14 protein-coding genes and 1 pseudogene are annotated in these 15,207 nt (G+C 34.7%); 4 read left to right on the forward strand and 11 right to left on the reverse strand.

All coding sequences use genetic code 11. The features are described 5' to 3' along the window. The first annotated feature begins 74 nt into the window (after positions 1–74). Positions 75–1,238 (forward strand): aminotransferase A, encoded by a 1,164-nt coding sequence (locus QRY57_RS19820; RefSeq protein ID WP_286015922.1) that lies wholly within the window; start codon positions 75–77, stop codon positions 1,236–1,238. Positions 1,239–1,251: 13 nt separating this feature from the next. On the opposite strand, the gene malR is transcribed toward QRY57_RS19820, so the two are convergent. The 4 genes from malR to QRY57_RS19840 all read right to left on the reverse strand — a co-directional run bounded on the left by malR (position 1,252) and on the right by QRY57_RS19840 (position 6,034). Beyond that, positions 1,252–2,274, reverse strand: a complete 1,023-nt coding sequence (malR, locus tag QRY57_RS19825) for a maltose operon transcriptional repressor MalR (protein ID WP_026590151.1) — start codon at positions 2,272–2,274, stop codon at positions 1,252–1,254. Between the two features lie 278 nt (positions 2,275–2,552). Next, entirely contained in the window at positions 2,553–3,395 is an 843-nt protein-coding gene (malD, locus tag QRY57_RS19830; RefSeq protein WP_026590150.1) for a maltosaccharide ABC transporter permease MalD, read from the reverse strand. Then, positions 3,396–4,697, reverse strand: a complete 1,302-nt coding sequence (locus QRY57_RS19835) for a carbohydrate ABC transporter permease (protein WP_026590149.1) — start codon at positions 4,695–4,697, stop codon at positions 3,396–3,398. It abuts the gene before it with no gap. Between the two features lie 77 nt (positions 4,698–4,774). Then, complete coding sequence (locus QRY57_RS19840; protein WP_286015923.1) at positions 4,775–6,034, reverse strand: extracellular solute-binding protein; 1,260 nt, start codon at positions 6,032–6,034, stop codon at positions 4,775–4,777. A 315-nt stretch (positions 6,035–6,349) separates the two neighbouring features. On the opposite strand from QRY57_RS19840, the gene QRY57_RS19845 reads away from it, so the two are divergent. After that, positions 6,350–8,110 carry an alpha-glycosidase gene (locus tag QRY57_RS19845; protein WP_286015924.1) on the forward strand — a complete coding sequence of 587 codons (1,761 nt, stop codon included), beginning with the start codon at positions 6,350–6,352 and terminating at the stop codon, positions 8,108–8,110. Positions 8,111–8,300: 190 nt separating this feature from the next. Here the strand turns inward: QRY57_RS19845 and QRY57_RS19850 are convergent. Beyond that, positions 8,301–8,905: pseudogene (locus QRY57_RS19850) on the reverse strand (hypothetical protein); the annotation flags it as partial. Positions 8,906–8,938: 33 nt separating this feature from the next. Further along, positions 8,939–10,615: a glycoside hydrolase family 13 protein gene (locus QRY57_RS19855; RefSeq protein WP_286017910.1), complete on the reverse strand. Its 1,677-nt coding sequence runs from the start codon at positions 10,613–10,615 to the stop codon at positions 8,939–8,941. 278 nt (positions 10,616–10,893) lie between these two features. Here QRY57_RS19855 and QRY57_RS19860 point away from each other — a divergent pair, with 278 nt between their 5' ends. Beyond that, positions 10,894–11,994, forward strand: coding sequence for an ABC transporter ATP-binding protein (locus QRY57_RS19860; RefSeq protein WP_286015925.1), 1,101 nt, complete (start codon positions 10,894–10,896; stop codon positions 11,992–11,994). Between the two features lie 73 nt (positions 11,995–12,067). Here QRY57_RS19860 and QRY57_RS19865 read toward each other — a convergent pair whose 3' ends face one another. From QRY57_RS19865 to QRY57_RS19870, 3 genes are all read right to left on the reverse strand, one after another. After that, complete coding sequence (locus QRY57_RS19865; protein WP_286015926.1) at positions 12,068–12,577, reverse strand: SDR family NAD(P)-dependent oxidoreductase; 510 nt, start codon at positions 12,575–12,577, stop codon at positions 12,068–12,070. Between the two features lie 65 nt (positions 12,578–12,642). Next, complete coding sequence (locus tag QRY57_RS27230; protein ID WP_026590143.1) at positions 12,643–12,741, reverse strand: hypothetical protein; 99 nt, start codon at positions 12,739–12,741, stop codon at positions 12,643–12,645. Between the two features lie 336 nt (positions 12,742–13,077). Beyond that, complete coding sequence (locus QRY57_RS19870) at positions 13,078–13,533, reverse strand: RDD family protein (RefSeq protein ID WP_286015927.1); 456 nt, start codon at positions 13,531–13,533, stop codon at positions 13,078–13,080. A gap of 157 nt (positions 13,534–13,690) precedes the next feature. Between QRY57_RS19870 and QRY57_RS19875 the strand changes: the two genes are divergently transcribed. After that, entirely contained in the window at positions 13,691–14,119 is a 429-nt protein-coding gene (locus QRY57_RS19875) for a DUF3997 domain-containing protein (protein ID WP_372440495.1), read from the forward strand. 34 nt (positions 14,120–14,153) lie between these two features. On the opposite strand, the gene QRY57_RS19880 is transcribed toward QRY57_RS19875, so the two are convergent. Then, entirely contained in the window at positions 14,154–14,339 is a 186-nt protein-coding gene (locus QRY57_RS19880; RefSeq protein WP_026590140.1) for a hypothetical protein, read from the reverse strand. An 80-nt stretch (positions 14,340–14,419) separates the two neighbouring features. Further along, a complete protein-coding gene (locus QRY57_RS19885; RefSeq protein WP_026590139.1) occupies positions 14,420–15,169 on the reverse strand; it encodes a hypothetical protein in 750 nt (249 codons plus the stop codon). Between the last annotated feature and the right edge of the window lie 38 nt (positions 15,170–15,207).

The following is a 15,207-nucleotide window of genomic DNA, read 5'->3' on the forward strand; positions in this document are numbered from 1 at the left end:
TGCACTCTAAAGCGAAAATATAAAATTTATGATAAAATAAAAGAAATTTTGCAAACAGAAGAAAGGGAGACAAAATGGAACAATTCATTAACCCTAGAGTGAAGGATATCCAAATTTCTGGTATTCGTCAATTCTCTAATATGATTCAAAACTATGATAATCTCATTTCTTTAACAATTGGACAACCAGATTTCCCAACGCCTTCTTTAGTAAAAGAAGCTGCAAAACGAGCGATTACAGAAAATCATACAAGCTACACACACAACGCTGGCCTATTAGATTTACGCAAAGCAGCTTGTCATTTTCTAAATGAAAATTACGATTTACACTATTCACCTGAAAACGAAACCATCGTTACAATCGGTGCTAGTGAAGCGATTGATGTTACGTTCCGTACTATTTTAGAACCTGGAACAGAAGTTATTTTACCTGCCCCTATTTACCCAGGCTATGAACCTATTATTAGACTATGCGGCGCAACACCTGTGTTTGTAGATGTTCGAGAAACTGGATTTCGTTTAACAGCAGAAGCGATTCAAAAAGCAATTACAGATCAAACAAGATGTATCGTTTTACCTTATCCTTCTAATCCAACTGGTGTTACACTGTCAAAAGAAGAACTAACAGATATTGTATCTGTTTTAAAAAATAAAAATATTTTCGTTCTTTCAGATGAAATCTATAGTGAGCTTGTATATGAAGATAATCATATATCCATTGCTCATTTTCCAGAAATGCGTGATAAAACAATTGTTATTAACGGACTAGCAAAATCACATTCAATGACAGGTTGGCGCATCGGTCTTTTATTTGCTCCAAGCTATTTAGCACAGCATATTTTAAAAGTCCATCAATACAACGTTACATGTGCAACTTCAATCTCACAATATGCTGCAATTGAAGCGTTAACAGCAGCAAAAGATGCACCGCGAATGATGCGTCATCAATATAAAAAACGCCGTGATTACGTATACAACAGACTGATTCAAATGGGTTTAACTGTTGAAAAACCAACGGGTGCCTTTTATTTATTCCCATACGTTGGAAATCTTACATCTTCATCATTTGATTTTGCTATTGATCTTGTCAAAGAAGCTGGGCTCGCAGTTGTTCCAGGAACGGCATTTTCAGAGTATGGCGAAGGGTATCTCCGTCTTTCATACGCTTATAGCATGGAAACACTGAAAGAAGGCTGTGATCGTTTAGAAAGATTTTTAAAACAAAAAGCTAAGAGATAACACTCTTAGCTTTTTACGCATAATGATCACAAGTCTGACGTTTCAGTAATTTATGCGGAATAATAATGCATTTTGAAGTGGACTCAGAATGCTCCACCTTATCAACTAACGCTTTTGCAGCTTCATACCCTAATTGATAAATATTTACATCAACCGTTGTGAGCGGCGGACTCGCTATTTCAGATAATAAAGCATTGTTAAAACTCACAATAGAAACATCTTTCGGTACAGCAACTCCTTTTTTCGCAAGTGCACTCAGTACCCCAAGGGCAATTAAGTCGTCTGTTGCCATAATTGCTGTTGGTGGCTTTTCAAGACCCATTAATTCTTCTACAGCTTGTTGACCACTCTCTCTTGAAAAATCAAAATGTAAAATATATTCATTTGGCAACACGATGTCTGCTAATTTTAATGCATCGCTCATTCCAGCTAAACGATCCTTTGTAACAAGTAAATCAGAGCCGCCGCCAATAAACGCTATTTGTTTATGTCCTAGTGAAATTAAATATTCCGCTACTTCTCTTGCAGCTGTATAGTTATTATTATCTACATATGTAATTTCATCTTTTCTTTCGTACGGCTTTCCAATTAAAACAAATGGGAAATTTTGTTCATGTAAATATTGAATAATACGATCGTTTTCACGTGAATAGAGAAGAATAATTCCACCGATTTGACGCCCCTGTACCATCTTCACAACACCATTAAAAATTTCCTCTTCTGTTTCACCAGTTGACATATACAGCGCATAACCTTCAACATGTGCAAAGGAACTTATCCCTCGAATTACTTCTGGGAAAAATGGATTTTGAAATGCCTTACTTGCAGAACTTGGCATAACAAGACCAATTGTTTTTGTCGTTTGATTCGCAAGGTTTCTCGCATTTAAATTAGGATGATACCCTAACTCGCTCATTACTTTACGAACACGACGCTTAGTTTTTTCACTTATACTTGGATTATCAGCAATTACACGAGACACAGTAGATGGTGCAACATTTGCCTTTTTTGCTACATCTTTAATTGTAACTGTCATTAAATCTCCTCCTCTCTTCTTATTCTTCATTCATATCTATTATTATTCTGTATTCCACAGATATTAGGAGAAAACGAAAGCTACCATTACTTTATTTCATTTCTCAAAAAAAATTATATTAATGTAAACTAATATTCTCCCTCTTCATGTATTGTAAGGGATACAGGCTTATTTTCCTATACTATAATATACTATTTTTTTCACATCTTTCCCCTTACGATGTCATATGAACCCGAATTTCTCCTAAAAAAAGAGAAATGGGACATAATGTCCCATCCTCATCCTTTCGTACCTCCAGCTGTTAAGCCTGAAATAAAATATTTTTGCAATGATAAGAATAAAATAGAAATCGGTATTGCAATTAATACAGAGCCAGCTGCAAATGTTGTAAATTCATTACCAAATTTTTTCGCGACCATTTCATATAATCCAACCGCTAACGTATAGTTTTCCGGTGTGCGTAAAATGATGCTCGCTAAAATAAAATCTGTAAACGGACCGATAAAGGTAAATAAAGCTACTACTGCCACAATTGGTTTTGCAAGCGGCATAATAATTTGCCAAAAAATACGGAAGTGTCCTGCCCCATCCATACGTGCTGACTCATCCAACTCTTTTGGAATCGTATCAAAATACCCTTTCATAAGCCACGTATTCATTGGAATTGCTCCGCCGACATAAATTAAAATTAATGCAAGATGTGTATCAATTAATCCTGTTAATTGTGCTAATACATAGAGTGCAATCAAAGCTGCAAAGTTGGGAATCATTTGCAAGATTAAAAATGTTAACAAACCATTCTTTCTTCCAACAAAACGATATCTTGAAAATGCATAAGCTGTAAAACTAATGGATAGTACAGAGAAAATCATCGTTAAAACACTTACTTTGAGTGTATTTTTATACCAAAGTAAATAATTGCTTTGTGAAAGATCTAATAACTTTCGGTAATGATCTAACGTTGCATTTTTCGGAATAATACTTGATCCTGATAAACTATCTCCTGGATTAAACGATGAACCAACAATCCACAATAATGGATAAAAAATAATGACACACATTATGAAAATTACAAAATAACTTAATGAGAGACGTAACATCTTTTGTCGTTTTATATTCATTTACATCATATCCTCTTCTTGGAATGATTTTGTTCTCTTAAATTGCCATAATGCAACTGAAATAACGATTAACGATAAAATCATCGTAAGTGCCGCTGCTTTTCCATATTGTGCTGATGTCATCGTTAATTTATAAATCCATGAAATTAAAATATCTGTTCCTCCTGCATTTTGCCCAGACACAGCAGGTCCCCCGCTATTAAACAGATAAATAATACTGAAGTTATTAAAGTTAAACGTATATTGTGTAATTAAGATTGGAGCTGTTGCATATAGAACAAGCGGCAATGTAATTTTTCGAAATTGTTGCCATGCCGTTGCCCCGTCTACTGTAGCTGCTTCATATAATTCCCCTGGAATCGATTGCAATATCCCTGTGGTCATTGCAAAAATAAATGGGAAACCAAGCCATGTTTGGATAAATATCAAAGCACATTTCGCCCAAAATGGATCTGTCATCCAAGCAATCTTTTCGATTCCAAATAAAGCTAACACTTGATTGTTAATTGCTCCAAATGATTCATTAAACATACCTGCAAAGACAAGAATGGATACGAATGCTGGAACAGCCCACGGTAAAATAAAAATCGTACGAATTACTGCTTTTCCTTTAATACCAGGCTGATTCACTAATATTGCTAAGAAAATCCCAAGGGCTACTTGTAAAGTAGTCGCGACGAATGTCCAAATCACAGTCCAAGAGAATACACTTAAAAGCGTGTCTCTCCACATTGGTAATGTAAAAATATCAATAAAGTTTTTGAATCCAACCCACTCTACCAATTTTGCAGGAGGGGAATGATATAAGTCATAGTTTGTAAATCCAATTAAGATAACAAAAATGATTGGAAATACAACAACAAAGATTAATAGCAGAAATCCTGGTGAAACCATTAAATACGGAAAACCTTGATCTAATAAATTACGATATTGCTCTTTCACAGAATTTAAAGGTATTCCTACATCACGCTTTTTTCCATTTTGATAGGCATCATATAAATTAAAAGCATATATACCTAATCCAAATGCAATAACAATTAGTGCTAAAATCCCTTTCACTAATAGAAAAATAGAGTGATCCCGAGGAACTTCTGTACCGAGCGTAACAATTCCCCACAATCCTATATTTAATAAATCAGCGAATGCTACCACAAATGAACCTGTTAATACAAGAAAGATAAGACCTTTTAGATATTGTTTATTATATATTTGACCAATACCTGGAATAATTGACAACATCGCGGCTGTTTTGCGGTGTTTTGAACCGTTCACTTCCTGTGCTGGTTCAATGGATGTTTGCATATTTCTTCCCCCTTTTTTCTTCCCCTTGGAAGGAAGAGAATCCGTATCTCCCTTTTACGAGAGATACGAATCCCATCTTATTTTTTCTTACTATGATTTGCTTCAATGTTTCCTTTAATTTGTTTTACAGCTTCATCAAGTGCTGCTTTCGATTCTTGTTTATTTGCTGCAACTAATTGAAGCGCATCTCCAGCTGGTTTCCAAACTTCTTGCATTTCTGGAATATTCGGCATCGGAATACCATTCTCTGATTGAACTGCCACCGCTTTTGCAGCTTCATTTTCTTTAATAATTGGATCTTCCATTACTGATTTAACAGGAGGAATTTCTTTCGTTTTTTCAAAACGGATTTTTGCGTTCTCTTCATTTGTTACCCACTCTGTAAATTTTGTTGCTAAATCATTCTGTTTGGAAAAGCTAGTTACATGCCATCCTTTTACACCCACAAAAGTTTTCATCGGTTGACCGTTTGGTAATTTTGGCATCGGTGCTACCCCATAATCAATGCCTGCTTTTTCCATCGCTTGGAATGCCCATGGACCATTCATCATAGATGCCGCTTTTCCTTCATTAAACAATCCATCTGCAGCTGCCCCACCAGATTCTCCAATAATTCCTTTTGGGAATAATTTTTCTTTATACCATTTTTGAATATATTCAGCACCTTGTACCGCACCACTATTATTTAATCCAATATCTTTCGGATTCGGTTTTCCATCTTTTTCACCAAATACATAACCGCCCATACCTGCCATGAATGCATTCGCAAAATAGAAGTTATCCCCTAATGCTAAAAATCCATACTTTCCATCTTTCGTAAAGTCTTTTGAGAAATTAAAAAGCTCATCCATTGTTTCTGGTGCTTTTGGCATTAACTTTTTATTATAAATAAAGATTGGTGTTTCAATTGCTTTTGGTAAACCGTACATTTTCCCATCGTATGTTTGTGCCTGTATTGATAAATCTGTAAATTTATTTTTCACAGTATCATCCACTTTTACTTCTGAAAGTAGCCCTTCTGTTACCGCATTACCAATATGATCATGAGGCAGTGTTACAACATCTGGCCCTGTACCAGCTGGACCGTCGAGACGAAGTTTTTCTACTTGTTTCGTCATCTGAACCTCTACAACTTTTACTTTCACATTATATTTCTTTTCAAAACTTTTCACTGCTGGATCTAACCCGACACCCTTTTTCTCATCTTCCCAAACAAGCAGATCATAATCTTTCTTCTCCTTGCTCGCTTCCTTTTTCCCTGAATCTTTCGGACCACATGCCGATAACATACCGATCGCCAACGTTGAAATTGTTAATAATGATAATGCTTTCTTCACCCTAAAAACCTCCCTAAATTATATGTACTGACCCAACAAATGAAAACGTTTGCACTAACTAGTTTAATAGAAGCGCAAACAATCTTCCAATCTATGAAAACGTTTGCGCTATTTGTCTCCCATTATACATTCTTTTATATATTTTGCAAATATTTTATTTCTGTATTTTTCAAAAAAATTTATGACATTATTCTTTCTTTCGATTGACTTTATATGAAATGAATACTACCCTTATAAGCAATATTAAAATTGTAACAAAAGCAATCGTTTGCAATATGTTTTTATTTATAGAGATATCAAAGGGGGATTTTCTATATGTTTAAAGAAGCAATATATCATAGACCAAAAGACAATTACGCATACGCTTATGATGAAGAAACGCTTCATATTCGATTGCGTACCAAAAAAAATGATGTGGATATCGTCTCATTTATTCATGGTGATCCTTATGAATGGCAAGATGGGAAATGGATCACAGCAAACATGCCAATGAAAAAAAGTGGATCAACAGATTTATTTGATTACTGGTTCATTTCAATCAAACCGAAATTTAAGCGCTTACGATATGGGTTTGAACTAAAAAATAATACGGAAACGATCATCTATACAGAACGTGGCTTTTTCCATGAAACACCTAATGGTGATGTGGGCAACTTTTTTTGCTTTCCATTTATTCATCAACAGGATGTTTTTAAAGCACCTTCATGGATAAAAGATACAGTCTGGTATCAAATTTTCCCTGAACGATTTGCTAATGGGGATCCTACATGTAATCCAGTAGATACACTACCTTGGGCGAGTACTGATCCAACACCTACTAATTTTTTTGGAGGAGATTTTGCCGGAATCATTCAACGGCTTGATTATCTTGTAGAACTCGGTATTTCTGGAATTTACTTTACTCCTATCTTTGCAGCACACTCGAATCATAAATATGACACAATTGACTACATGGAAATTGATCCGCAATTTGGGACGAAGGAAACTTTCAAAAAATTAGTTATCGCCTGCCACGAACGTGGTATAAAAGTCATGCTAGACGCCGTTTTTAACCATAGTGGGTACTTTTTTGATAAATTTCAAGATGTGCTAGAAAAAGGTGAGCAATCTCGCTATATCAACTGGTTTCATATTCATGAGTTTCCAATCGTGACAGAGCCACTTCCGAACTACGATACCTTTGCATTTACACCCTATATGCCAAAATTAAATACTGCCCATCCAGATGTAAAAGAGTATTTACTCGAGGTAGGACGTTATTGGGTACGGGAATTTCACATTGATGGCTGGCGCCTCGATGTAGCAAATGAAGTCGATCATAACTTTTGGAGAGAATTTCGTAGTGAAGTAAAAGCAATTAACCCTGAGGTCTATATTTTAGGAGAAATTTGGCACGATGCTCTGCCATGGTTACAAGGTGATCAATTCGATGCCGTTATGAGCTATCCTGTCACCAATGCCCTACATTCTTATTTTGCAAACGAAACAATTGGGGCAAGTGAATTTATGGAACAAATTACAACTTCTCTTCACTCCTATTCCATGAACGTAAACGAAGCTGCTTTTCATCTATTAGACAGTCATGATACACCGAGAATTTTAACAACCTGTAGTGAAAATAAAGATAAAGTAAAATTACTATATATATTCCACCTTTCTTTCATCGGTTCCCCATGCATTTATTATGGTGATGAAATCGGCATGGACGGCGGAATGGATCCTGAGTGCCGAAAATGTATGATTTGGGATGAGGATAAGCAAGATAAAGCATTATTTAAGCATATACAAACATTAATTTCATTACGGAAACAATACAAAGCATTTGGTAGCCATGGGGCATTTCAATTCATTGAAGCAAATGATGAACAGGGTTATATTTCTTATACGAAGACATATGGAGAAGAAACAATCTTCATTGTTTTAAATCCAACAAACAATGAAATATCCGCCCCTATACCTTTTGATATCTCTAGTAAAAAAATCGTCAACCTATATACAAATGAAGAATTTTCTGCAGAGGCAAACTCATTACAGGTTACACTTCCATCATATGGATTTTCAATTTTGAAATGGTAAAATATAGAGTGAAATTTTAATCAGTGAGGGCTTCTTCATCCCCCACTGACTATTAGTTCTGATCAATCGGGATTTTACGAAATAAAGGCTTGATCAAATTTTTCACATTATCTGTCTCCACTTGTTGTTTACGTCCGAAAATCATAAGTTTCTTTGTGCCTTCAGCCTATAGGGTGAAGTTGTGAATTCATTGTCTTTTTTCCTTTCTTGAAAGTTTAGGTTTCTTTTGAGACTGTGGTATGTTGATATGCCTTGAAGCCATGAATTGTTTTTTGAAATCAAAATAAAAATACAAATGTGTACTTAGAGACAAGAAAGCAACTGAAAAAAATGAAGAAAGAATGATCAGTACGATCGCCATAGATTTTTGGCTCAAAACCCAATACCAACTTGACCAATCATATAACCTAAACCTGAAAAAAATACGATTTTAGGAATTTTTACATCTTGATCTGTTATCTTCCTTAAGCGGGCTGTAAAATATTTAATCCAGAATAACACGGATTTATAAACAACAAAACCATATGCTATAAGCGATAAGATAAAAAATAAAGGTGACTCTAGCTCTACGAATTCGTATGCCAACTTTTGAACAGCTATAAAGCTGCAAATTGAGATACTGAATGCGACAAATCCAGTATATAGTAAATGTTGTAATTGAGGCTGCCGAGGCTTATAAATCAAAATCCAAATTCCCCATAGATTGCATATCACATAAAATGGAAGAGACACGTAAGAATATATACCTCGCGGTGGAAAAAGGTAACAAATGAACAACACCCCTTTAATTTGCATGTTTAATATGCGAATTAAAAGGGGTGTTGTTCATTATCTTAATTTATACACTCTCGCTTCATATGGCCGTAAATCAATACTCTCAATTATTTCATCTTGCACATCATAATTGTGTATTAATAATTCTGAACTATTATAAGCTATCTCTTTCGGTATTTTAAATACACACTCATCCTCAGTAAAGTTCGCAATCACCAGTAATTCTTCATCTTTCCATTTTCTTATATAAGCAAAAACAGATGGATGATCCTCTAAGATCAAATCATATGTACCATACACAATGATTTCATGTTTTTTACGAAGCTCAATCAATTTCTTGTAGTAATAAAAAATAGAGTTTGAATCTTGTAATGCTTGTTCTACATTGATTTCTTTATAATTAGGGTTTAATCCAATCCATGGTTCCCCGGTAGTAAATCCAGCGTATTCTGTTGCATTCCACTGCATGGGTGTTCTCGCATTATCTCGCCCTTTTATATAAATCGATTGCATTACTTGTTCTTCATCTTCACCACTCTCTATTACTTTTTCACGGTACATATTCAGCGTTTCAATATCTCGGTACTTATCAATCGAATCAAAGTGAACATTTGTCATCCCAATTTCTTCTCCTTGGTAAATATAAGGAGTGCCTTTCATCATATGAAGTACCGTCGCTAACATTTTCGCTGATTCTATGCGATATGCTTTATCATTACCAAAGCGAGAGACCACACGAGGCTGATCATGATTATTCCAATACAGACTATTCCATCCCGTTTGTTCTAAAGCTTTCTGCCATTTTGTCAAATTCTGCTTTAACGTAAGGAGTGAACACGGCTTTACGTCCCATTTCCCCCCTTCTCCAGAATCTAAATCCATATGTTCAAACTGAAATACCATTTGTAATTCTTGACGTTCTTCTGCTGTATAAAGTTTAGCTTCCTCTGTTGTTACACCTGGCATTTCACCAACTGTCATAACATCGTATTTTGACAATACCTTCTCATTCATTTCATGTAAGTACGTGTGAATGTTCGGTCCATTCATAAAGTATTGATGGCCTGAAACATAACCTTCTTTGTCTGTTTTCACAGTTGGTAATCCCTCTGTTTTAGAAATAAAGTTAATCACATCCATACGGAAACCATCAATTCCTTTTTCAAGCCAAAACTCCATCATTTCATAAACGTCTTTTCGTACCACTTCATTATCCCAATTTAAATCAGGTTGCTTTTTAGAGAATAAGTGTAAATAATATTCATCTGTCGCTTCATCATACTGCCAAGCAGATCCACTAAAAGCTGCTCCCCAATTATTTGGCTCTTTTCCCTCTGTACCAGGGCGCCAAATATAGTAATCTCGATACGGGTTATCTTTTGACTTGCGAGATTCGATAAACCAATTATGTTCATCAGAAGTATGGTTAACAACTAAATCCATCATTAATTTCATATTACGTTTATGCATTTCGTTTAATAATTCGTCCCAATCGTTCATTGTTCCAAACTCATCCATAATCTTTCGATAATCGCTAATATCATAGCCATTATCATCATTTGGAGATTCATAGACTGGTGATAGCCAAATAACATCTATACCTAGTTCCTGTAAATAATCAAGCTTTGAAATTATTCCACGAAGGTCACCAATCCCATCACCATTACTATCCATAAAACTACGTGGATAAATTTGATATACAACACTTTCTTTCCACCATTGTTTTCTCATCATGCTACCCCATTTCATTTTTCTTATCAAAAAATCTCAGGTGCAAACGTTTTCATTAATGAATGATAGCAGATTTTATAAGAATTGAAAATAGCGCTTACATTTTTCTCTTTTCATTTAGTCAGTTTACATAGATAAAAGGCTTTATTTATTAAATATTTTACTCTATTCATGAAAACGTTTTATTTTTTTGTATCATTTTTATTTATTTTTCAAAAACATTCGTTTATAATAAATTCAAAGAAAACGTTTGCATAATTTTTCTAGGAGGAAAAGTCATGGCAGAACTAAAGTTAGAAAATATTTATAAAATTTATGATAATAACGTAACAGCAGTAACAAACTTCAATTTACACATTCAAGATAAAGAGTTCATTGTTTTCGTTGGTCCATCCGGATGTGGAAAATCGACGACATTACGAATGGTAGCTGGACTTGAAGATATTTCAAAAGGGGAATTTTCTATTGATGGTAAAGTAATGAATGATGTTCCTCCCAAAGATCGCGATATCGCAATGGTCTTTCAAAACTATGCTCTCTATCCACATATGAGCGTTTACGATAACATGGCATTTGGATTAAAGCTTCGTAAAATCCCAAAAGACGAAATTGATCGCCGTGTAAAAGACGCAGCGCAAATTTTAGGGCTTTCGGAGTATTTAAACCGAAAACCAAAAGCATTATCTGGCGGACAGCGTCAACGTGTTGCGTTAGGTCGTGCGATTGTCCGTGACGCAAAAGTTTTCTTAATGGACGAGCCGTTATCAAATCTAGATGCAAAATTACGTGTAGCAATGCGCTCAGAAATTTCTAAACTACATCAACGGCTTGGAACAACAACAATTTATGTAACACATGATCAAACAGAAGCGATGACAATGGCTTCACGCCTTGTCGTTATGAAAGATGGAAAAATCCAGCAAATAGGTTCACCAAAAGAAGTATATGAAACACCTGAAAACATTTTCGTTGGTGGATTTATCGGCTCACCTGCAATGAATTTCTTCCGTGGTAAATTAACAGAACAAGACTTTGTTATAGATGATAAAATAACTATCAAAGTATCTGAAGGCAAAATGAAATTATTACGTGAACAAGGCTATGTGAATCAAGAAATTGTCTTAGGAATACGTCCAGAAGATATCCATGATGAACTTCTATTTTTAGAGGCTTCACAAGGCACAACATTTACAACTCAAATTGTAGTTGCCGAACTATTAGGTGCAGAATCTATTTTATATATGAAACTTGGAAATCAAGATTTTGCAGCCCGTGTTGATGCAAGACATACCTTTTCACATGGTGATCAAATCAAACTTGCATTCGATATGAACAAGGCACATTTCTTTGATAGTAAAACAGAAAAACGTATTCGCTAAAATATCGCTTTTCTTCACCTCAAACAGATACAAGAAAACCGTCCGCATATATTTTTGGGGCGGTTTTCTATTATTATATTAGGGTTCCTGCTGCATGAAATGACCGTTCTTCGGCACTAAAAATACCAAAAACAGGTAAATCAGTTAGTGTCACTTCTTCTTGCTGTTTCATAAAAGATGACGTCAATTGCTTTATTTCTATCCAAACGTCATTAATACAAAGTATATTGGAATCGTTCTCTTGTTGACGTGAAAAATTAGAATCTATTTTATATAATCCAGCATTGTTAAAGAGCACATCAATACGATTATAAGCGTCAATAGCTACTTCGATAACACGTTGCCAATCTCTTTGTTTCGCCATATCATGGGTTACAAAAAGCGCCTCTCCACCTAATTCTACAATTTTCTCCGCTGTTGCTTGTCCATTTTCCTGATCAATATCCGTCACAATTACTTTTGCACCTTGTTCTGCCAACAAAAGAGCTGTACTACGTCCAATACCGATGCCACCGCCAGTTACAACGGCAACTTTTCCTGCAAGCTTCATCGTCATTACCCCTTCTATAAGTCTTACCGTCATTCAGTATACTCCTTTCGCCTTTAGCTCTGCAAGCAGGAAAAGTCAACATTACCACTTGTATGCGTTCACCTTTTTGTTTTCTCTTTTTTCTTACTGTTATATTGATCAAAAGCTAGACCGATAAAAATAAGTATCACCCAAAAAAGCAAGCTACTGCCCGTCATTTTGATCACCCCTTTGTTATATAACACGATTGTTTCATTTATTATATCATTTTCTTAATTTTCAATCTAATGTACAAAAAAATAGGATATGTTAAAAAGTTTGCCTTCGCTTACTTTCTAACATATCCGACATCAATATGGAGGGTACTATATAGGAGATGTCCGCCCTATATGAACTCCATTATATCAATTAAATTGATCGAATTTTGTAAAAATTTTAAAAGTGTATAGAATTTTTTTACATCTCTTAAATTTCTTCCTTTTTGAATAACATATTGTCACTCAAAAAGGAAGAACTACAAAATATAACCATTTATCTTTCTATTCTATTATTCTTTAAACAAGGCTCATCACTTTCGTTTTCATAATTATATCATGGAAACCACAATTATCATGACGGAACAACATCATGTATACATTACACATAGATGGTATTCCAAGTAGCAATATGTTCGGTAATAACAATACAAAGAAACGTATTGTTATCGTTTGAATTGTTAACTTTTCACTTGTTAATGATATAAGTCTTATTCTGGTTATTTTCTTACCAATTGTACAACCGTTCCATATAAATGGAACAAGAATAAAATATATAGCCATTAATATTAAAACAAGCGCAAGATCATATCGATAATCACCTAAGCTTATATTAAAGCGATTGAAAATGGCTCCATAATTTCCCGTTACAATTGCCACAACCGCCCCATACATCACCGAGATTAGAAACATATCGATAATGGAAGCACCTATGCGATTCATTACCACCGCTGGACGATGCATCTTTAACTTCATTTTATGTCGACTCCTTTGTATCCTACTTTACCTGTCTCATAGTACCATTTCTAAAAACCATTGTAAATAACTCATATATTGGCGTTTCTCTTCCTTTTCTTGTACAATGTGTTTACAACAAGCATTTTATAAGGAGGGCCTCATATTGAAGCGATTGATGACCGTAATCGCCATTATATTATTGACTGGTTGCACAACAAACTCTAATAGCCATTCAGCTTACACCATCAATGACGAATATGAACTAATAAAAACTTCCAAAAATGCATTTGAACTTTTCCCAACACAAGATGCTGTATATGCTACACAATATGTCCCAGCTAAAATTGTAGAAATTGCTTGGGACGATATATATATTATTGCAAAACAAATTGAAGAAAAATCTGACCCAAACAACCCAGAATCTAGTATTACAAATAAGCAGAGCGAATATTATTGGATTATTGATATGAACAACAATCGTCGCTTTGGTCCTTATAATGAAAAGCAATTTCAGGAACAAAAAGAAGCATTTCGAATTTCTGAACAATTACAAGCCATAGAAACTTATTTAAACGAACAAAACAAACAGTCCTCAAGCACATAAAAACGGCTGTTTGTTTCAAAAATGGTATACTTTTTCAGTCCATTTGTTGATTTTGATAACTTGGATGTTCCTCTTTTATCGTGATAACAGTACCGCATTTTTTACAAATTTCTACCTCAGCCACTGTCTGTGCAAATAAAGTAAGATAGTTTTTTTGGTCTGGTGCTATCGTTCCTTTTTCTATTTCTTTACTACCACATTCGTAACATCTTTTTTCCATTTTTCTTCCCCCTTTGCACTTTATAATACATTCGCTTTGATTTGACAAATTTCCTGTTCATTTTCTATACAAAAAACATCTCACTTAGACAGTGAGATGTTAAATGTTTGCGGTTCTGCAACAATGTCATGTGTTTCATTCGATACAAGAACATCAGTTGTAAATGCGATTTGGGTAATCTCTTTGTTCTCATCATCGAGTATTAATCCAATTATCCCTTCCCTTGTTTCACCTCGCTTATACTCTTCTTTTGTAACATTTTTCGTGTCTACAAGCGTATCCTCTTCATATAAGAAGTTTTGTTTTGGGACATTGAATTGCTGTGTTCCATTAATCGTGACATCATTTATAGAGAAAAACTGCATGTCTTTATCTCCGCTATTTTCTACCTTATATGTAATTTCCACATAGCGCACTTTATCTGCAATATCTTTTCCACTTAACGAAGCGTACAACTCAGCATCTTCTCGATTAACTTTATCTCCAAGTCTACGCTGCACTTCCTCTGGAGTTAATGCTGTATATACCTTCAATGTATCTTTTGCATCTTGACTCATTTGTGATAATGCGATAACTTTTACATCTTGCACATGAATTTTCATTGGAAGTACTTCAAATGTTTGATTCACATGTTTTAGTTGTTCTAATTTAAATGTACCCCATCCTTTTTCTTTTACAGCCTGTCCAACTTTCTTTAATTCCTTGCCACCATACTCAGTTGTTTCTGGAATAGTTTCTTTCTTTACCTCTTTTTTTTCTTCCTTTTGAAAACAACCACTGAGCAAAACGATAGAACTACATAAAATACAAATACTTTTCCATACTTTCATCTTCTTATTACTCCTAACACTCTTATTCATAATTAACT

The organism is Bacillus arachidis (assembly GCF_030285945.1).
Lineage (GTDB): Bacteria > Bacillota > Bacilli > Bacillales > Bacillaceae_G > Bacillus_A > Bacillus_A arachidis.